Annotated in this window: 19 protein-coding genes and 1 pseudogene; 5 read left to right on the forward strand and 15 right to left on the reverse strand. The window is 73.1% G+C overall.

The features are described from left to right. Nucleotides 1-98: 98 nt before the first annotated feature. Together afsK and ACZ6KO_RS24340 are read left to right on the forward strand one after the other, a co-directional pair. The gene (gene afsK / locus ACZ6KO_RS24335; protein WP_469306110.1) at nucleotides 99-2,525 is read left to right on the forward strand and encodes a protein serine/threonine kinase AfsK; all 2,427 of its coding nucleotides are present in this window, start codon (nucleotides 99-101) and stop codon (nucleotides 2,523-2,525) included. Nucleotides 2,526-2,639: 114 nt separating this feature from the next. After that, a complete protein-coding gene (locus ACZ6KO_RS24340) occupies nucleotides 2,640-3,140 on the forward strand; it encodes a peptidylprolyl isomerase (protein ID WP_469306111.1) in 501 nt (166 codons plus the stop codon). A gap of 60 nt (nucleotides 3,141-3,200) precedes the next feature. On the opposite strand, the gene ACZ6KO_RS24345 is transcribed toward ACZ6KO_RS24340, so the two are convergent. The 5 genes and pseudogenes from ACZ6KO_RS24345 to ACZ6KO_RS24365 form a co-directional block, all read right to left on the reverse strand. Next, complete coding sequence (locus tag ACZ6KO_RS24345) at nucleotides 3,201-3,674, reverse strand: SUKH-3 domain-containing protein (protein ID WP_469306112.1); 474 nt, start codon at nucleotides 3,672-3,674, stop codon at nucleotides 3,201-3,203. Next, nucleotides 3,671-4,609, reverse strand: a complete 939-nt coding sequence (locus tag ACZ6KO_RS24350; protein WP_469306113.1) for an SUKH-3 domain-containing protein — start codon at nucleotides 4,607-4,609, stop codon at nucleotides 3,671-3,673. The genes ACZ6KO_RS24345 and ACZ6KO_RS24350 overlap by 4 nt, the downstream gene beginning before the upstream one ends. Then, nucleotides 4,599-4,991, reverse strand: coding sequence for a YwqJ-related putative deaminase (locus tag ACZ6KO_RS24355; RefSeq protein ID WP_469306114.1), 393 nt, complete (start codon nucleotides 4,989-4,991; stop codon nucleotides 4,599-4,601). The genes ACZ6KO_RS24350 and ACZ6KO_RS24355 overlap by 11 nt, the downstream gene beginning before the upstream one ends. Continuing rightward, nucleotides 4,984-5,454 (reverse strand): SUKH-3 domain-containing protein, encoded by a 471-nt coding sequence (locus tag ACZ6KO_RS24360; RefSeq protein WP_469306115.1) that lies wholly within the window; start codon nucleotides 5,452-5,454, stop codon nucleotides 4,984-4,986. Before ACZ6KO_RS24360 ends, ACZ6KO_RS24355 begins: the two co-directional genes overlap by 8 nt. A 53-nt stretch (nucleotides 5,455-5,507) precedes the next feature. Further along, a pseudogene (locus ACZ6KO_RS24365) lies at nucleotides 5,508-7,271 on the reverse strand (YwqJ-related putative deaminase); the annotation flags it as partial. Between the two features lie 242 nt (nucleotides 7,272-7,513). Between ACZ6KO_RS24365 and ACZ6KO_RS24370 the strand changes: the two are divergent. Continuing rightward, nucleotides 7,514-8,119, forward strand: a complete 606-nt coding sequence (locus ACZ6KO_RS24370) for a nuclear transport factor 2 family protein (RefSeq protein WP_469306116.1) — start codon at nucleotides 7,514-7,516, stop codon at nucleotides 8,117-8,119. Here the strand turns inward: ACZ6KO_RS24370 and ACZ6KO_RS24375 are convergent. The 5 genes from ACZ6KO_RS24375 to ACZ6KO_RS24395 form a co-directional block, all read right to left on the reverse strand. Further along, nucleotides 8,107-8,775, reverse strand: coding sequence for a response regulator (locus tag ACZ6KO_RS24375; protein ID WP_469306117.1), 669 nt, complete (start codon nucleotides 8,773-8,775; stop codon nucleotides 8,107-8,109). The two genes, ACZ6KO_RS24370 and ACZ6KO_RS24375, sit on opposite strands and share 13 nt — an antisense overlap. Beyond that, nucleotides 8,772-9,467: a sensor histidine kinase gene (locus ACZ6KO_RS24380; RefSeq protein ID WP_469306118.1), complete on the reverse strand. Its 696-nt coding sequence runs from the start codon at nucleotides 9,465-9,467 to the stop codon at nucleotides 8,772-8,774. Before ACZ6KO_RS24380 ends, ACZ6KO_RS24375 begins: the two co-directional genes overlap by 4 nt. A gap of 98 nt (nucleotides 9,468-9,565) precedes the next feature. After that, nucleotides 9,566-10,363 carry an enoyl-CoA hydratase/isomerase family protein gene (locus ACZ6KO_RS24385; RefSeq protein ID WP_469306119.1) on the reverse strand — a complete coding sequence of 266 codons (798 nt, stop codon included), beginning with the start codon at nucleotides 10,361-10,363 and terminating at the stop codon, nucleotides 9,566-9,568. After that, nucleotides 10,360-10,812, reverse strand: a complete 453-nt coding sequence (locus ACZ6KO_RS24390) for a Zn-ribbon domain-containing OB-fold protein (protein ID WP_469306120.1) — start codon at nucleotides 10,810-10,812, stop codon at nucleotides 10,360-10,362. Before ACZ6KO_RS24390 ends, ACZ6KO_RS24385 begins: the two co-directional genes overlap by 4 nt. A 13-nt stretch (nucleotides 10,813-10,825) precedes the next feature. Beyond that, nucleotides 10,826-11,977 (reverse strand): lipid-transfer protein, encoded by a 1,152-nt coding sequence (locus ACZ6KO_RS24395; protein WP_469306121.1) that lies wholly within the window; start codon nucleotides 11,975-11,977, stop codon nucleotides 10,826-10,828. A 123-nt stretch (nucleotides 11,978-12,100) separates the two neighbouring features. On the opposite strand from ACZ6KO_RS24395, the gene ACZ6KO_RS24400 reads away from it, so the two are divergent. After that, nucleotides 12,101-13,768: a FadD3 family acyl-CoA ligase gene (locus tag ACZ6KO_RS24400; protein WP_469306122.1), complete on the forward strand. Its 1,668-nt coding sequence runs from the start codon at nucleotides 12,101-12,103 to the stop codon at nucleotides 13,766-13,768. Between the two features lie 34 nt (nucleotides 13,769-13,802). Here the strand turns inward: ACZ6KO_RS24400 and ACZ6KO_RS24405 are convergent, their stop codons facing one another. The 5 genes from ACZ6KO_RS24405 to ACZ6KO_RS24425 form a co-directional block, all read right to left on the reverse strand. Then, nucleotides 13,803-14,501 (reverse strand): class I SAM-dependent methyltransferase, encoded by a 699-nt coding sequence (locus ACZ6KO_RS24405; protein ID WP_469306123.1) that lies wholly within the window; start codon nucleotides 14,499-14,501, stop codon nucleotides 13,803-13,805. Between the two features lie 172 nt (nucleotides 14,502-14,673). Continuing rightward, complete coding sequence (locus ACZ6KO_RS24410) at nucleotides 14,674-14,853, reverse strand: hypothetical protein (protein ID WP_469306124.1); 180 nt, start codon at nucleotides 14,851-14,853, stop codon at nucleotides 14,674-14,676. Next, the gene (locus tag ACZ6KO_RS24415) at nucleotides 14,850-15,284 is read right to left on the reverse strand and encodes a hypothetical protein (RefSeq protein ID WP_469306125.1); all 435 of its coding nucleotides are present in this window, start codon (nucleotides 15,282-15,284) and stop codon (nucleotides 14,850-14,852) included. The genes ACZ6KO_RS24410 and ACZ6KO_RS24415 overlap by 4 nt, the downstream gene beginning before the upstream one ends. Beyond that, nucleotides 15,281-15,595, reverse strand: a complete 315-nt coding sequence (locus ACZ6KO_RS24420; protein ID WP_469306126.1) for a DUF6415 family natural product biosynthesis protein — start codon at nucleotides 15,593-15,595, stop codon at nucleotides 15,281-15,283. Before ACZ6KO_RS24420 ends, ACZ6KO_RS24415 begins: the two co-directional genes overlap by 4 nt. Before the next feature lie 84 nt (nucleotides 15,596-15,679). Then, complete coding sequence (locus ACZ6KO_RS24425; protein ID WP_469306127.1) at nucleotides 15,680-16,855, reverse strand: helix-turn-helix domain-containing protein; 1,176 nt, start codon at nucleotides 16,853-16,855, stop codon at nucleotides 15,680-15,682. Nucleotides 16,856-16,969: 114 nt separating this feature from the next. On the opposite strand from ACZ6KO_RS24425, the gene ACZ6KO_RS24430 reads away from it, so the two are divergent. Next, complete coding sequence (locus tag ACZ6KO_RS24430) at nucleotides 16,970-17,503, forward strand: flavoprotein (protein WP_401453252.1); 534 nt, start codon at nucleotides 16,970-16,972, stop codon at nucleotides 17,501-17,503. Nucleotides 17,504-17,518 lie beyond the last annotated feature (15 nt).

The following is a 17,518-nucleotide window of genomic DNA, read 5'->3' on the forward strand; positions in this document are numbered from 1 at the left end:
GGGGTTGCGCGACCCCGGGCGGCGCCCGGGAGTGAGACGCTGCACGGGCTGGTGGTGGGCGGGCCCGGCATGGGCCCGTACGGGGAGGTGTGAGGCGAGTGGTGGAGCAGCTGACGCAGCACGACCCGAGACGGATCGGCCCCTTCGAGGTGCTGGGACGGCTCGGGGCCGGCGGCATGGGGCTGGTCTATCTCGCACGGTCGGCGTCCGGCCGGCGGGTCGCGATCAAGACGGTACGGACCGAGCTCGCCGAGGACCAGCTGTTCCGCGTGCGCTTCACCCGCGAGGTGGAGGCGGCGCGCGCCGTCTCCGGCTTCTACACCGCCGCGGTGGTGGACGCCGACCCGCGGGCCGCCGTGCCGTGGCTGGCCACCGCGTACGTGCCGGCGCCCTCCCTGGAGGAGATCGTCAACGAGTGCGGGCCGATGCCCGCGCAGGCCGTGCGCTGGCTCGCCGCCGGTATCGCGGAGGCGCTGCAGTCGATCCACGGCGCGGGACTGGTGCACCGGGACCTGAAGCCGTCCAACGTGCTCGTGGTCGAGGACGGCCCGCGCGTGATCGACTTCGGTATCGCCAGCGGTGTCTCCAACACCCGGCTGACCATGACGAACGTGGCCGTCGGCACGCCCGCGTACATGTCGCCCGAGCAGGCGAAGGACTCGCGCAGCGTCAAGGGCGCCAGCGACGTCTTCTCGCTCGGCTCGACGCTGGTCTTCGCGGCGACCGGCCACCCGCCGTACCACGGGGCCAACCCGGTGGAGACGGTCTTCATGCTGCTGCGCGAGGGCCCGAACCTGGAGGGCCTGCCGGAGGAGCTGCGGCCCCTGATCGAGTCGTGCATGCAGATGGACGCCGCGGCCCGGCCGACCCCGGCCGACCTCCAGGCGCAGCTGGCCCCGCACCTCTTCGCGGCCGGGGACGACAGCGGGACGGCGTCCGCGTGGCTGCCGGCGCGCGCGGTCGCGATGATCGAGGCGCGGCGGGCGGGCCAGCGGACGAGCGCGATCGGCACGCCGGGTGCGGGCGCGGGCGGTGGCCCGGGGGCGGGCGGCGGCCCGGCTCCGCGGGCCGCGGCCGGGGCGGCCGAGGCCCGTACGCACCGGCAGCCGCCGCGGCCCTCGAACCCGCCGCGCGGCGCCGACCCGTGGGTCGACCCGCGCACCGGCCAGCAGGCCCCGCCCCGCCCGCACCACCCGCCCGCCCCGTCCGGTGAGCCGGTGCGCCTGGGCGGCTCACCGGTGCCGATCGGGCCGGGCCCGCGGGTCGCGCCCGCGGCCGCGGTGGCGCCGGCCGCGGAGGCGGCCACCGGCTGGGTGCGCCCGCCCGGCGGGGTCGCGGCCCCGGCGGCGCCGGCGGTGGCCACCGTGCCGCGGCCCGGCCCCTCGCCGGACAGCGGCCGCTGGCGGCCGTGGCGGTTCCGGATGTCCAACGAGGTCTGGGGCACCCCGACCGTCGCCGGCGACCTGCTGTACGTCACCTCCTTCGAGGTGCACGCCCTGGACGTGGGCAGCGGCCGCCGCCAGTTCAAGACGCGGGACGTCGCCTGGTCGATGGCCGTCGCCGACGGCCGTATCCACGCCTCGGACGGCCCGTCGCTGTACGCCCTGGACGCCTCCGACGGCTCCGAGCGGTGGCGGCTGGCCACGGACGCGTGGGTGTACGCGCTGCGCGCCGACCGGGGCACGGTGGTCACCGCCACGCGCGGCGGCGGCGTACAGGCCTGGGAGGCGGCCGGCGGGCAGAAGCTGTGGGAGCTGTCCGGGGCCCAGACGGACTTCGAGACGGCCGAGGCGGCGCCGGTCCTGGCGGACGGCACCGTGTACGTCTGGCAGGACGCCCGGCTGCGGGCGCTGGACGCGCGCAGCGGGCGCGAGGCGTGGTCGTACCCGGTGGGCGACGCGGCGTCCTGCGGCAACGTGCCGGTACGGGTGACGCCGGCCGCCGACGGCAACGTGTACGTGGCCGCGGGCACCCGGGTGCTGTCGATCGAGCGGGCGTCGGGCCGGGTGCGGTGGCACTTCGAGGCGCCGGCGGTGTTCATGGCCCCGCCGACCTTCGCGCCGGGGCCGGCGGTGACCGGCGGCGGCGTGTACCTGGCCGACTACCTGGGCACGGTGTACGCGCTGGACGCGTCGACCGGCGCGGACCGGTGGCGGATCGCGACGGAACCGCGGCCTTCGGCCGAACCGGTGATCGTCGCGAACGGCAGCGTCCACCTGGGGGCGGGCAGCGCGCTGTACACCCTGGACGCGGTCACGGGCACCCCGAAGTGGCGCTTCGCGGCGGGCGGCGAGATCACGGGCTCCCCGGCGGTCGCCGACGGCCGGGTGCACTTCGGCTCGGCCGACTCCTGCCTGTACACGCTGGACGCGGCGGGCGGGCAGCTGCGGTGGAAGCTGGCCACGGGCGGCGAGATCACCGGGTCGCCGGTGGCGGAGGCGGGCGTGGTGTACGCGTGCAGCAAGGACCGCTGCGTGTACGCGCTGGACGCGGCGAAGGGCACGGGGACGAGGACGACGTCCTGACCCCGGGGCCCCGCCCCCTGCCCCCCGGCGCCTCGGGCGCCGGCGGGGCCGGGGATGGCCAGGGTTGCCGGGTCGTGGGAGGGGCGCGGCGAGAAAAGTGTCAGGATGGGCGGCATGAGTAACGACAACGTCTACTTCGACATCACCATCGGCGGCGAGGCCGCCGGCCGTATCGTCTTCAAGCTCTTCGACGACGTCGTCCCGAAGACCGCCCAGAACTTCCGCGAGCTCGCCACCGGCGAGCACGGCTACGGCTACGCCGGGTCGCCCTTCCACCGCGTCATCCCCGCCTTCATGCTCCAGGGCGGCGACTTCACCCGCCGCAACGGTACGGGCGGCAAGAGCATCTGGGGCGGCGAGTTCGACGACGAGAACTTCGACCTGAAGCACGACCGTCCGTTCCTGCTGTCGATGGCGAACGCCGGCCGCAACACCAACGGCTCGCAGTTCTTCGTCACCACCGTCGTCACCCCCTGGCTCGACGGCAAGCACGTCGTCTTCGGCGAGGTCGTCGAGGGCTCGGAGCTCGTCAAGAAGATCGAGGCCCTGGGCTCGCAGTCCGGCGCCACCCGTGCCGACATCGAGGTCTCGGCCTCCGGCGTCGTCGGCGAGTGACGCACCGCGTTCCGTAGGACCGCGCAGGACCCCGGCGACCCCGCCGGGGTCCTGCGCGTCTTACGCGTAGTACGCGTCGATCTCGTCCTGGTCGCCCCGCATCAGGCTCGACAGGGCCTGCGCCTCGTCGCCGCCCAGGAAGTACGGGCCGGTGTGGTGCAGGTAGAAGAACCGGCCGCGGTCGTCCAGCAGCACCAGACCGGCCTCGACGGTCTCGTAGCCCACGGGGAAGAGCCGCCGGTCCAGGTCCGCCGCCAGCGCGGCGATGTCCTCCGCGTCGCCCTCGTACCCGAGGGCCGGATGCGGCAGGAAGACCCGCTCGGGCGCCAGGGGCATCGGGAAGCGCAGGCCGGCGTACCGGCCGACGAAGTCCGTGACGGCCTCCCACGGCTCCAGCGGGAAGCCCTGCCGTACGGAGTCCCGCACCCGTACCGCGATCAGGCGCTCGGCCTCGGCCCGGTCGGCGTGCCCCGGGTGCCAGTCGTGCCTACGCAGCCAGGCCTCGACCTCCGCCCGGGGCGCGGGTGGCCTCACGAGCGGGCCGCCCAGGCGCCGAGGTCCCGCTCGTAGGCGCCGATCAGCTCGGCCGCCCGGCCGATGGACGCGGCCATTCCGGCCGACAGGGTGACGGTGGGCCGGCCGGCGGGGCCGCCCACGCTCACCGTGCACTCCAGGGTCGCCAGTGCCCCGGTCGTGCCGGGCGGGGCGGGGACGGACAGCGCGAGCTCGCAGCCCTGCGGGCGCAGGCCGAGTGCGGTCAGCACGGCCTCCATGGCGTCGGTCAGCGGCCCGGCGCCCGCCTCCAGCGGGCCGGGCGGCAGCGGGAAGTCCTGGTCCAGGGCCAGGACGCCCACCCCGCGCAGGGTGGTCGCGCGCAGCCGCAGCGAGCGGGCGCTGAAGACGCCGGTGTGGTGCAGCAGGTAGACGGCGACCAGGACGGCCCGGACGGCGGCGGCGAGGTCGCCCGGGTGCGCGGCCAGCGGCCAGTACCGCTCGCGCGCCCGCAGCCGCACGGGCATCCGGCCCTCGGCCAGCGTGGTCAGCCCCTCGGCGACGTTCGCACCCAGCAGCCAGGCGCCGCCGACGCCGAGCGTGAAGAGGCGGCCCTCCTCGTCGACGGCCATGGGGGCGTCGGCGTCCGTGCGGCCGAAGGGGAAGAGCCGGGTGCCGAGGGTGCGGCCCAGCTGGTACAGCGGCGGACCGGCGTACCGGGCTTCCTGGGGGTCCACGAGGCAGCCGGTCGCGGCGACCTCCAGACCGCCGTCGGCGCTCGGCGCTATCCGCAGGCCGTGGAATTCGCGCAGGGCCTGCTCGGCGGCGGGGAAGGGCTCCCACATACCGACGGCCACGGTCTTGAGGATGGCGAACATGGCGTTGTCGGCTGCGTCCCGCCCGGGCCGCCACCCGGCGGCGACGAGCACGTCCCGGTGCGCCGCCGGGTCCACCTGAGTCAGAACGTCACTGGTCATGGATGACGTCGATGCCCAGCCGTTCGAGGAGCGCCGCGCAGGAGCGGCAGACCTCGGCCTCGGTCCCGTGCTCCGGGTCGCCGTGGGGGCGGATCTTGCGGGCGACGACGGCCGCGCCGCTGAAGTACGGCAGGGCCTCCTCGAGTGACGTCGTGCGCCCGTCGGCGCGCTCGCCGTCGAGGGCGTAGAGACGGTCGGAGACCAGAGCGGACTCGGCGCAGTACCCCATGAACGGTTCGCGCTGGGCGGGCGGGAGCGCGTCGAAGAACTCCTGGACGGCAGCGTGGAGACGGGGCTCGCCATCGCCGCTCAGGTTCGTCAGGCTCGTGATGGTTCCTCCGACGAGGAGGGAGGCGGCCGTGCCTGTGGTGCCGTCAGACAAAGTACTCGCTCGCTTCCTGCTGAGGGCCGCGCAAAAGGCAGCTGATGGCCTCGTACGCATTCATTCCGATGAAATATGAGCCGGTGTGGTGCATGAGGAAGAAGCGGCCGGTCTCGTCGATGAGGATCATGGCCCCGTCGAATTCTTCGTAGCCCACGGGGAAAAGGTGCTTGCCCAAGTTGGTGGCGAGCTCCGCGACGTCTTCGCCGCTCTCCTCGTAGATCCAGTGCGGTGTGAAACCAGCAGCATCCGGCGGTGTCCCGGGAATCACCAGACGCAAGCCGCCGAATTCCCGTACGAAATTCTGGGCTGCCTGGAACGGCTCGACGGGATGCCCCTCGTCGGCGAAGCGCTCCGTGACTACCTGTAGCAGGTTCGGCAGCTCCGCTCCGATATCGCGCCCGGGGGACCACCCTGCCTCGGTCAGGGCGGCCTCGACCTGTTCCGGTGTCATTCTTGCCATAGCGTGTTTCCCTCTCAGCGATGCGCGATGACGCCGGCGAGCGGCAGCATTCTCTCACAGGACCGGCATGGAGGCTTGTAGTCCCCATGAAACAACTGGCCTTCGCCGGGCCGCAGGTCGCCCACCTGGACGGAATACACCTGTGATCCCTTCATTGCTTTCTGGACGTCCTCAGCAGTCACGATTTTCGTGCCGGTCGGATCGAGCTGGTGCAGTCGGTCGGATATCAGCGCTACTTCCGCGCATTTCCCGTGGCCGTTTCCTGTGTTCAGGTTGGCGGCCTTCATGTCGTTCTCCACCGTTTTCAGGATGCTTCCGAGAGCCGGGTGGGTGTTCATCTTGGACTCGCCGATGCTGCTGTTGCTGGTGTGAGAGGTGAGGATGCCGTCGTGCAGGAGGCTGCCCGAGCACGCGGTCTTGAGGCGGCTCTTGCCCTCCGGGTACGGGTTGCTGACGGGCTGGTTCTTGGCGTCGTTGGCCAGCTTCCGGGCTTCCTCCTCCATCAGCTTGCGCTGCTCCCCGTCGTTGAGGTGCTTGACGTCCACGGCGTCCCGACGGTGGTACTTCATCCCCTTGGCCGACTGGCCGTGCCAGCCCGGCTGCGGACTGATCGGCCGACCCTGGGGGCCGCTGCCCGTGTTTCCGCCGCCGCTCCCGCCGGTGGGGGGCTTGCCGCCGCCCGTACTGCCGCTGGTGGGGGGTTTGGCGCCCGCGCCGCCGGCCGGGGGCTGCCCACCGCCCCCGCCGCCGTTGCCGCCGCCGCCCTTGCCGCCCTGGGCCGCCTTGGCCTTGGCCTTCGCCAGGCGGGCGGCGAGGGCGTCGTCGTTGTTCTTGTGGTCGGTGGAGATCTGCTTGACGGCCTTGGGCAGGGTCTTGCCGACGTGGTCGCCGACCTGCTTCGTGGCCTTCATCAGCGCGGCCATCGCCTTGTCGGCGACCGGGTCGATGGCCGAGGCGATGCCGTCACGGCCCCGGGTACGGCCGTGGGCGGTCTTGGCCTTGGTCAGCTTGGACGTGGTCTTGCCGTGGATGTTCGTGCTGACCCCGGACAGCTTGCCGTGCGCACGGTCGTGCTCGTCGTGGTCGATGAACAGGTCGGCCAGGCCCGTGCCGCCGCGGGCGCCGCCGGAACCGCCGCCCGCCGAGGCGAGGTTCAGGGACTCCTTGCCGGACTGGACTCCCTCCTTGAAGCCGTCCTTGCCGGCCTCCTTGGTCTGGTCGAGGTCGACGCCGTCCTGGAGGCCCAGCGCCATCGAGCCGAGCTGCACGACGAGGTCGGCGGTCATGCCTTCCAGGGCGGCGACGGCGGGCTCGGTCATCGCCGCGACGATGTAGCCGACCGCCTCCTCCACGCACTCCTTGATCAGCCGCTTGACGACCTCCTGCGTGGCCCGCATCGCGCCGGCGCCGATGAGGGCCGAGAGGCCACCGGTGATCGGGATCGCGGCGATGGCGATGCCCGCCTCGGCGGCGAGGTAGCCGAGCTGGACGATCGCGGCGAGCTTCATCGCCTCGACCGCTCCGGCGGCCTTGTCCATCGCACCCGCGATCGTGCGCGCGGCGCTGATGATGTCCTTGAGGTGCTTGCCCTTGACCTTGTTCCAGTGCTCGTCGAGCGCCTTGATCGACTCGCCCTCGCCCGAGGACAGCAACCGCTCGAAGTGGTTGTTCGCCAGCTGCCCGTCGTCCGCCAGGTCGTCGGCGAACTCCCGCAGCGCGTCCGCCATCTCGCGGTAGGCGTCCTCATCGACGTTCGGCCAGGCCACGCCGATCAGGTCCAGCAGCGTGTCGGCCCAGTCGGGCAGCGTGACCGCCATGCCCCCACTTCCCCCCGGTGTGAAGATTTGTTCGCTGAATGCTTGTGCGAACTCAGCTTGCCATGCGTGCGGTCCGGAGGACGGCATCGTACGTATGGGTGATTTTCGCGTCGTCCGGGCGGGCGGCCGCGGTCGTACGCCGTGCCGATCCGGCCGGGGACCGTGGCGCGGGAGGCTCGGGGGTGAGCCCGGGCGGCCCGCACCGGTCCGGGCGCCACCCGCCGCGTCGAGAGGAACCCGTCATGCCGTCCACCGAGTTCGCCCCGGAACGCCGCCGCATGCTCTCCGTGCTGGGCACCGTCGGCGCCGCCGCCGGAATCGGCACCCTGGCCGCGGCCACGCCCGCCGCCGCCGCGCCGGAGGAGCTGACCGCCGCGCGCTGGGGCGTGAACGGCCCGGTGGACGACGAGGTCGCCATCCAGCGCCTGATCGACGGCTACCTCTTCGCCGTCGACACCAAGGACAAGACCTTCTTCCGCACGCTGTGGACCGAGGACGCCACCCTGACGGTCATGGCCCACCCCGACGGCACCGCCGGCATCGTCAAGAGCGGGATCGAGGCCATCGTCGCCAACCTCGACGGCGCCCAGGCCTGGGGTCAGTCCACCCACGTCAAGGCCAACGTCAGCATCCGCGTCAGCGGCCGGACCGCGACCGCCGACAGCTTCGCCACGGCCCAGCTGGTCTACCCGGCCACCGCCACCGCGCCCGAGACCGTCGTCGTGCGCGGCCTGCGCTACCGCGACGAGGCGGTGAAGACCGTCGCCGGCTGGAAGCTGCGCAAGCGCGTCATGTCGCCGCTGTGGCAGTTCAACGGCGCCAGCGTGCCGATCGTCTACCCCAACTGAGCCGGCAGCGCCGCTTGCGGTGCGTCCAGCTGGATCAGGCCGCGGTCGACGGCGGCGCGCACGGCCGCCGTACGGTTCTCCACCCCGAGTTTGTCGTAGACGTGCGCGAGATGGGTCTTGACCGTCGTCCCGCTGATGAACAGCGCCGAGCCGATCTGCCGGTTGGAGCGGCCCGTCGCGATCAGCTCCAGGATCTCGATCTCGCGCGCCGTGAGCGCCGTCCGCGGCGCCCGGCAGCGGTTCATCAGCCGCGAGGCCACCGCCGGCGAGAGCGCCGACTCGCCCGCCGCGACCGTACGCAGCGACTGCAGGAGCAGGTCGGGCGGGGACTCCTTCAGGAGGTACCCCGCCGCGCCCGCCTCCACGGCCCGCACGATGTACGCGTCGGACGCGTAGCCGGTCAGGACCACCACCCGGGGCGGGGCGGGCAGCCGTACGACGTGGCGGGTGGCCTCGACCCCGCACATGCCCGTACCCATGCGGAGGTCCATCAGGACCAGGTCCGGGGCCAGTTCGCGGGCCAGCCGCACGGCGGTGGCGCCGTCGGGGGCCTCGCCGCACACGTCGAAGTCCGGGCAGCCGCCGAGCAGGGCGCGCAGGCCCGCGCGGACGACGGGGTGGTCGTCGACGAGCAGGACGCGGACGGCCCCGGTCACCGGGGCACCGCCGGGGAGGTCCGCGTCGGCAGGGTCACCGACACCACCGTGCCGCCGCCGGGTGTGCTCTCCACCGTGGCCGTGCCACCGAGGTCCGCGATCCGGCGGCGCAGCAGCCGCAGTCCGTGGCCGCCGTGCTCGTCCGGGCTGCGGACGGCCGCCGGGTCGAAGCCGACGCCGTCGTCCCACACGTCGAGGCCGAGCGCGTACGGCAGGTAGGTGAGCGTGACCACGGCCGACCGCGCGTGCGCGTGCCGTGCGACGTTGGCCAGCGCGCCCTGGGCGGCGTGCAGGGCCGCCGCCTCCACCGCCGCCGCCAGCGGCCGCGGATCACCCTCCAAACGGAACCGGACGCTTTCCGTCCGCAAGCCAGCGGTCCGCGAGCCTTCCGCCCGTACGCACAGGGCGTGGACCGCGTCCGCCAGCGTGCCGTGTTCCAGCGCGGGCGGCGCGAGGTCGTGGATGAGCCGGCGCGCCTCGGCGAGGTGCTCGCGCGCCGCCAGCGCGGCCTGCCGGACCAGCAGCCGGGCCTGCCCCGGCGCCTGCGTCCACTGCCGGTCCGCCGCGTCCAGCAGCAGGTGCAGGCCGGTCAGGCCCTGCGCCACGGTGTCGTGGAGTTCGGCGGCCAGCCGGGTGCGCTCCTGGAGCACCCCGGCCGCCACCGCTCGCGTCTGTCCCCCCGGTCGCGCCATCCGCCGCCTCCCCCTGCTCCTTGCTCCCAGCTCCCTGCCCCCTGCACGGGCCCGGGGGCCGTGGGCCCGCCGGACGGGGCCGAGCTTAGGGCGGTGCCTCAGCGCACGCGACAGCCGTCGCCGGGCCGCCGGCCCTCGAAGAGCTCCGCCTGCCGCCCCGGATCGAGGTTGCCGAGGGAGATCAGGTGGGGCGCGTGCGCCAGCGCCTGCGTGCGCGCGGCCTCCTTCGCCGCCCACAGCGCGCGGACGGTGCCCTGGACGGCGGCCGTCGGCTGGCTCGCGAGGATCTCCGCGCAGGCCACCGCCGCGGGGAGCGTTTGCGCAGGTGGCGCCAGTTCCGAGACCAGCCCGATCTGGTGGGCGCGGTGGGCGGAGAGCCGCTCGGCGGTGCCCATCAGGGACATCCGCGCGACCTCGCCGAAGGGCATGCGCATCGCCATGTGGATCGCCTCGTACGCGCTCACCATGCCGTAGGTGGTGTGCGGGTCGAAGAAAGTGGCGGTCTCGGAGGCGATCAGGAACTCTGATTCGGCGAGCAGGTAGAACGCGCCCCCGCACGCCATCCCGTTCACGGCGGCGACCACCGGCTTCCACAGGTCGTTCGCCTTGGGCCCGATCGCGATCAGCGGATCGTCGACGGAGTAGGGGGAGGCCGGCTGCGGCACCTGCGCGGCGCGGTCGATGCCGGTGCAGAACGCCCGCTCGCCCGCCCCCGTGATCACCACCGCCCGTACGCCGTCGTCGAAGCGGAACTCCCGCCAGGCGGCGGTGAGGGCGGCCGCCATCTCCAGGGTGATCGCGTTGTGCCTGGCCGCCCGGTCCAGGGTCACCACGGCCACCCCGGTCGCCTTGTCGCGGTCGACCCGGACGCCGTCCCCTTCCGGCATGCCGGTCATGCCTTCTCCAGCAGCCAGCGCGGCACGGTGACCCCGCCCACCGCGGTGAAGGCCACCTGCACGCGCGCCCCGATCCGCAGGCGCGCCGGGTCCACCGAGTCCAGGGGCGCGCCGGGGGCCGCCACCAGGTTGCCCGCCAGCCGGATGTGGGGGGCGTCGGCGAGCTCGACGAGGATCGCGTTGTACGGGGCCATGGCCGCGTACGCCGGCAGCAGCGGCGGGTGGGGCACGACGTACGACCAGATCCGGCCGCGGCCGCTCATCGGCCGCCAGGCGGAGGCGAAGGAGTGGCAGTGCGGGCAGCAGGGGCGCGGCGGGAAGCGCAGCCGGCCGCAATCCGCGCAGGCCTGGATGCGCAGTTCGCCGCGGGCGGCGTACTCCCAGAAGGGGGCGCCGTCCTCGTCGGGGACGGGGAGCAGGAGGCCGTCGTCGGTGGCAGCTGTGGACATGTGGGTCGACTCCTCAGGCTCGCAGCAGGATCGCGGACGTGGGGACCCCCTCGCCCGCCGTCACCAGGCAGGTCGCGGCGTCCGGCACCTGGGCGGTGGAGATCCCGCGCAGCTGCTTGACGCCCTCGTTGATCAGGTTGAAGCCGTGCACGTACGCCTCGGAGAGGCCGCCGCCCCCGGTGTTGAGCGGCAGCCGGCCGCCGATCTCCAGCGCGCCGCCCTCGGTGAAGGCCGCGCCCTCGCCGCGCCCGCAGAAGCCGTAGCCCTCCAGGGAGAGCGGGATCAGCGGGGTGAAGGCGTCGTAGATCTGGGCCACGTCCACGTCGGCGGGGCCGAAGTCGGCCTGCTTCCACAGGTGCCGGGCGGCCGTCCAGGCGGGACCGGAGAGCGGGTCGTCGTTCCAGTAGTTGACCATGCCGTGGTGCTGGGCGGGCAGGCCCTGGGCGACGGAGTGGACGTAGACGGGCTTGTGGCGGCAGTCGCGGGCCCGCTCGGCGCTGACGATCACGCAGGCCAGCGCGCCGTCGGTCTCCAGGCAGTTGTCGAACAGGCAGAGCGGCTCGCTGATCCACCGGGCGGTCATGTACATCTCGCGGGTCAGCGGGCGCTCGTACATCATCGCGGCCGGGTTCTGGTTGGCGCGGTTGCGGCAGGCCAGGGCCACGTTGAAGAGGTGGTCGCGGGTGGCGCCGTACTCGTGCATGTAGCGGCGGGCGAGCATGCCGATCTCGTCGGCGGGGCGGAGCAGGCCGAAGGGGCGGGTCCACTGGCCGGGGGTGGGCAGCTGCACGGCGGTGTTCTTCCAGGGCCGGGGCCCGCTGCCGCGCTTGCGCGAGCGCCAGGCGACGCCGACGGAGGCCTGACCGGTGGCGATGGCGGCGGCGAGGTGGCCGACGGTGGCGCAGGAACCGCCGCCGCCGTAGCCGACCTTGGAGAAGAACGTGACGTCACCGGCCCCGATGGCCTTGGCGACCTCGACCTCGTCGGTCTCCTCCATGGTGTACGAGGCGAACGCGTCGACCTCGGAGGGCTCGATTCCGGCGTCCGCGAGGGCATCGAGGATGGCCCGGCAGGCCAATTCCTTTTCGCTTTGGGGCAGTTGTCTTGCGAAGGGGGTCTGGCCGATTCCCGCTATCGCTGTAGCGTCCTTGAGCGTCGCCGCCATCGCCACCTCCGAGGTGCGTGCACCAGTGCTGACAGCCGCGAAGGCTACAGCTAATCTGACGGATAGTCAGCTAGTCGGCTGGTCGGCTCGTGGTGGTGTCGGGCTCGCGGAGAGGGGCGTGCGATGGTCGAGGGCGGTCGCGTGGACGGCGATGCGGTGACGGGCGCGGGGGAGGAGGACGTCCGGGGGGACCTGCGCTGGGGCAGCGTCCCCGGCCTGGTCCGCGCAGCGGCCGACCGGTACGCCACCCGCGAGGCGGTCGTCGACGGCCGCGTCCGCATCACGTACGCACAGCTCGGGAGGCGCGTCGAGCGGGCCGCCGCCGCCTGCATCGCGGCCGGTGTCGAGGCGGGCGACCGGGTCGCCGTCTGGGCGCCCAACACGCTGGACTGGATCGTCTCCGCCCTCGGCGCGGTCTCGGCCGGGGCCGTGCTGGTCCCGCTCAACACCCGTTTCAAGGGCGCGGAGGCGGCGTACGTGCTGGGCCGCAGCCGGGCGCGGCTGCTGTTCGTCACCGGTACCTTCCTGGGCACCTCGTACGTCGCCTCGCTGCGCCGCGCGGCCGCCGAGGGCACCGGGGCGGGCCCGCTGCCCGGCCTGCCGCACCTGCGCGAGGTCGTGGTCCTCGCCGAGGACGCGCCGGAGTCCTTCCGTACGTGGAAGGACTTCCTGGCGGGCGGCGACCACGTCACGGCGGCGGCCGTGCGCGAGCGCGCCGACGCCGTACGCCCCGACCAGCCCTCGGACATCATCTTCACCTCGGGCACCACCGGCAGCCCCAAGGGGGCCGTCATCACGCACGCGCAGACGCTGCGCTGCTACGACGTGTGGAGCGAGCTCGCCGGGCTGCGCGAGGGCGACCGCTACCTGATCGTGAACCCCTTCTTCCACACCTTCGGCTACAAGGCGGGCGTCATCGCCTGCCTGATGCGCGGCGCGACGATGGTGCCGCAGCCGGTCTTCAACGTCGACACGGTCCTCGCCAACATCGCCGCCGAGCGGATCTCGGTCCTGCCCGGGCCGCCCACCCTGCACCAGTCGCTCCTGGACCACCCGGCCCGCGACCAGCACGACCTGTCCGCGCTGCGGCTGGTCGTCACCGGCGCGGCCGTGGTCCCGCTGCGGCTGGTGGAGCGGCTGCGCGAGGAACTGCGGATCACGACCGTGCTGACGGCGTACGGGCTGTCGGAGGCCAGCGGCATCGTCACCATGTGCCGCCGCGGCGACCCGGCCGAGATCGTCTCGGCCACCTCGGGCCGTGCCATCCCGGGCACGGAGGTCCAGGTCACGGCCCCGGACGGCAGCGTGCTGCCCCCCGGCGAGGCGGGCGAGATCCTGGTCCGCGGCCACCATGTGATGCGCGGCTACTACGAGGACCCGGAGGAGACGGCGCGCGCGATCACGCCGGAGGGCTGGCTGCGTACGGGCGACATCGGCGTCCTGGACGAGGCGGGCAACCTGCGGATCACGGACCGGATCAAGGACATGTTCATCGTCGGCGGCTTCAACGCCTACCCGGCCGAGATCGAACGTCTGCTGGGCCTGCACCCGGACATCGCGGACGTCGCGGTGGTCGGCGTCCCCGACCCGCGCCTGGGCGAGGTCGGCAAGGCCTACGCGGTCCGCCGCCCCGGCTCCACCCTGACGGCGGACGACCTGATCGCCTGGTCGCGCCGCGAGATGGCCAACTACAAGGTCCCGCGCGAGGTCGAATTCGTCCCGGACCTCCCCCGCAACGCGAGCGGCAAGGTCCTGAAGACGCAACTGCGTGCCCGGGGCCCGGTCGGCTGACCGGCGCGGGGGCGGCTGCCGGGGCATCGCCGGTTCAGGCCGGTACCACTGCCCCCTGTCCTCCTCGGACGCCCCGGACGAGCAGGGTGCCCGTGCGCCGGCTTCCCGGGGGCGGGGCGAGCACGGAGGCCGACACGTCCACGTAGCCGTGTTCCTTGAGGATCAGCGCCCACACATCCGGTTCGTGGTCCCACCGCTTGACGACGGCGGGGTCCTCGTCGGGCCCGCGCGGAATGTACGACGCCTGGCAGCCGTAGCACCCTTCGACCGGGGGTCGCTGAGAGAAGGCGAACACCCCGCCTGGCTTGAGGTTCGCGTGGACGACCGGCAGCAGCAGGCCGGGGTCGGTGAACCATGCGGCACCGAACACGCTGTAGATCGCGTCGAAAGCCGTGATCGTGTTTCCGAGGTAGGCGAGGGCATCGGTCCGGTGGAGTGCCATGCCGTTCACGCCAGGCCACCGCTCACGCGCCTTGTCGAGCTGCCGGGCGGAGAGATCGACCCCTACGGCATTCATGCCGAGCGTCGCGAGGTGAGCCGCGTTCCCTCCGGACCCGCACCCCAGGTCGAGTGCACGGTTTCCCGGTCTGAGGTCGAGGACGTCGGCCCCCGGGCCGTGGTCCGGGTACTGGGTCCAGTTGAACCACGTGGTCTCGCCCTTGGCGTTGGTCCTTCGCCGCTGGGGCTTGCTCTGCGCGTAGTCGTCCCATGCGGTGCTGCGAGTGTCGGTCACTACTCGTCCCGTTCTCGTTCACGGCGACAGCCGCCCGGCACGATACCGGGCGGCTGAAGCACTGGTGGGCCAGTCGCTCCGCTTGTGACGTGGCGGGCGTCGGCAGCCGGACGCCACCCCATTGCCACCCCTGACGGACGGACGGGGAAGGTGACGAAGTCCCGAGGCAGCGTCAAGCCCTTGGCCGGCGGCGGACGGCGCGGTGGGGGGAGGCGCGGTGGTCGCCGGGGTGGCAGTCCGGGTGGGCGTGGGCGTCCGGGCGGGCGGCGGAGGCCGAGTGGATCGTGATCCGGGTTGCCGCTACGGCGGGCACGGGCTGGTCGCAGTAGAGGCAGTACGCGACGGCGCTCATCCGCCGGGGCTCCTGTCCGCCCGGAAGCCCACGGTTCCGGTCAGGACGCGGTCGGGCCGGGACGGGGGGAGGGCCGGGTCGAGGCAGACGCCGATGTGGGCGGCGCGGTCCGTCTGCGCGCGGAGGGCCCAGGCGCGCGGCGGTTCGGGGAGCCTGAGCAGCGTGTCGGGGTGGCCGTAGTCGAGGGCCCACGTCCCCCAGGCGTGGTGGAGGAGGTGGCGGGTACGCGGGTACGCCTCGCCCTCGTGCAGCCCGAGTCCGGCGGCGATGCCGCGCAGGCGGCGCTCGACGCTGGTGGCGCGCCGGGCGTGTGCCTCGGGGTGGCCCAGCATCGCGTACGCGCAGCCGTCGGTCCCGATGGCGTACGACACGGCCACCTCGCCGAGGAACGCGGGCCCGGGCGTGACGGCGCGGGGCAGGAGGATCGTCACGCCGTCACCCCCACCCGGGCCTCGTGGAGGGTGCGCAGGACGCGGGCGAGGGAACGGGCGTGGTTCCACCGCGCCAGCGGCTCGGGGCCGGGGCCGAGGGTGGTCAGCGCGTCCCAGTCGGCGAGGGCGTGCGCCACCCGGGGGGTCGCGGCCTCCGCCCGGCGGGCGGTGGCCACGTACCGCTGCCCGTGCGCGACGAGGCCCTCGGTGAGGGCTTCGATCACGTCGTCGTCGGGTTTCAGGTTGTAGGACACCAGGGTCCGGCCGATCAGCCTCGTGATCTCGTCCGTCGCGTCGTCCGTCGGCCGCATGCCGATGCTCCCTACCGTCGTCAGCGGGTGGAGTACTCAGCATGGTGGCCTCCGAGGGCCGGAACACTCACAGATTTGTGAGTGCTACATACCGATCCAACGGGCCATGCTGGCCAGGCCGTCCGGCGCTCGCCGCGACATGTGCACGAGACCACGGATCGTCGCTCGGGTACCCGGCAGGTGGCGGGTCTGCTCCGGTGCCGCCCGCCGCGCTCGTATCAGATACTTCAGAGACGTCTCCGGACTACCGGCCTCCATCTCCACCAGCGCCCTGTCCACCATGTACCGGGCCCGCCGGGAGGTCACCGTCGAGTCCGGCATCTTCAGCGCGCGGGCCTGGACGAGTGCCTCGTCGTAGCTGCGTAGGGTGACGGCCGCACCCAGCTCGTGAAGTGCCACATTCACCATGCCGAACGACAGCCAGTGAACGTCTCCGGCTTCTCCGTTGACACGGGCCGCCAGCTCGCGAGCTGCGGCGATGTGCGTTTCGACGCCCGCACTATCGTTGCGACGCGCGGCCACGGTAGCGGCGCCAAGGTGAAGCTGCCCGGCCACGGCGAGTCCCTCCCGAGTTGCGTCGCCGGCCAGCAGGCTGTGACCGGACTCGATCAGTCGCAGGCTCGTCGCGCTGCGCAGCAGGATGGCCCGCTTGTACCGCTGAACCGCGCTAAGGCCCGGGTCGGAGGCGCCGCGCGCCGCCCACTCCATCCGGTCCAGTGCGACGCGCGACAGGTCGGGATGCCCTAGCTTCAGCGCCACGTCGTGCGCGGTCCGGTACGCCGAAGCGAGGGCCTGCCACACTGCGGTTGTCGGGGCCGTGGAAGCGATCTGCGTCAGTTCGACGATCAGATCGGGAAGGGCCTCGGCGGCCGCCCGCAAGTGCGTGGCCCGCACCTGTCGGCACACCGTGTCGGCCGCCGAGACCAGCGCAGGTGCGGGGCGACACGCAACGAGATCGGGATTTGTACCAAGGTCGTAGACGTCGAGGGCCTCCCGGATCGGGACGACCAGCGCACTCAGCCGGTCGGGGGGAAGGGCGTTCAGGGACGTCGGTCCCGTCAGCTTGGACGTGTCCACCCGCAGCACGCGCGCTGCCGCCGCCACCAGGCCCGCACTCGCGGGGCGGGCCCCGCACTCGACCTGGCTCAGCAGGCTGAGGCTATACCCGGTCTGCTCGGCCAGCGCCCGCTGCGAAAGGTGGGCGAGGCGCCGCTGTTCGCGGATCCGGGCACCCGTGTGATCATCGTCAGGTCGCGGCACGCTGTCCTCCGTCTCCGACTCCTCGATCTGGACGGTACCCGAGGGCGGCGGTTCCGGGCCCCAACCGCCCATGACTTCACACGGATCAGGGGCCGTTGCATAGGCTCGGATGCCATGACGACGAGGACGCTCTACCTGCTCTGCTCGGCCGCCCCGCCCGTGTTCGACGTGGCGCGCGTGATCGAGGACGCACAGGCCCGCGGCTGGGACGTCTGCCTGGGGCTCACGCCGACGGCGGCCGAGTGGCTGGAGGAGAGCCTGCCGGGACTGGCCGCGCTGACCGGTCACCCGGTTCGGTCACGGTACAAGCGGCCGGGACAGCCGGACGTCTGGCCGGCGGCGGACGCCGTTCTCGTCGCCCCGGCGACGACGAACACGATCAACCGGTGGGCGCTGGGGATCACCGACACCTTCGTCGTCGGGTTCGTGGCCGAGGCGCTCGGCAAGGCCATTCCGCTGACGGTGATGCCATGCGTGAACGCGGCCTACGCCCAGCACCCGCAGCTTCCGCTGTCGCTGGAAACGCTGCGCGGTGCCGGGGTACGTGTCCTGTACGGCGAGGGCGGCTTCGTACCGAACCCTCCCGGCGAGAAACGGCCCTACCCCTGGGCGCTGGCGCTCGACGCGGTGGACGGGCTCGCTCCGTAAGCGAAGGGCTGACCC

The sequence above is a fragment of the Streptomyces sp. NPDC042102 genome, assembly GCF_055582305.1.

What these genes read in the sequence shown, in the direction of transcription:
- ACZ6KO_RS24340 (WP_469306111.1), top strand. Translation starts at nt 2,640, where the DNA reads ATGAGTAACGACAACGTCTACTTCGACATCACCATCGGCGGCGAGGCC.
- ACZ6KO_RS24350 (WP_469306113.1), bottom strand. Translation starts at nt 4,609, where the DNA reads ATGACCAGTGACGTTCTGACTCAGGTGGACCCGGCGGCGCACCGGGAC.
- ACZ6KO_RS24360 (WP_469306115.1), bottom strand. Translation starts at nt 5,454, where the DNA reads ATGGCAAGAATGACACCGGAACAGGTCGAGGCCGCCCTGACCGAGGCA.
- ACZ6KO_RS24370 (WP_469306116.1), top strand. Translation starts at nt 7,514, where the DNA reads ATGCCGTCCACCGAGTTCGCCCCGGAACGCCGCCGCATGCTCTCCGTG.
- ACZ6KO_RS24380 (WP_469306118.1), bottom strand. Translation starts at nt 9,467, where the DNA reads ATGGCGCGACCGGGGGGACAGACGCGAGCGGTGGCGGCCGGGGTGCTC.
- ACZ6KO_RS24385 (WP_469306119.1), bottom strand. Translation starts at nt 10,363, where the DNA reads ATGACCGGCATGCCGGAAGGGGACGGCGTCCGGGTCGACCGCGACAAG.
- ACZ6KO_RS24390 (WP_469306120.1), bottom strand. Translation starts at nt 10,812, where the DNA reads ATGTCCACAGCTGCCACCGACGACGGCCTCCTGCTCCCCGTCCCCGAC.
- ACZ6KO_RS24395 (WP_469306121.1), bottom strand. Translation starts at nt 11,977, where the DNA reads ATGGCGGCGACGCTCAAGGACGCTACAGCGATAGCGGGAATCGGCCAG.
- ACZ6KO_RS24400 (WP_469306122.1), top strand. Translation starts at nt 12,101, where the DNA reads ATGGTCGAGGGCGGTCGCGTGGACGGCGATGCGGTGACGGGCGCGGGG.
- ACZ6KO_RS24410 (WP_469306124.1), bottom strand. Translation starts at nt 14,853, where the DNA reads ATGAGCGCCGTCGCGTACTGCCTCTACTGCGACCAGCCCGTGCCCGCC.
- ACZ6KO_RS24420 (WP_469306126.1), bottom strand. Translation starts at nt 15,595, where the DNA reads ATGCGGCCGACGGACGACGCGACGGACGAGATCACGAGGCTGATCGGC.
- ACZ6KO_RS24430 (WP_401453252.1), top strand. Translation starts at nt 16,970, where the DNA reads ATGACGACGAGGACGCTCTACCTGCTCTGCTCGGCCGCCCCGCCCGTG.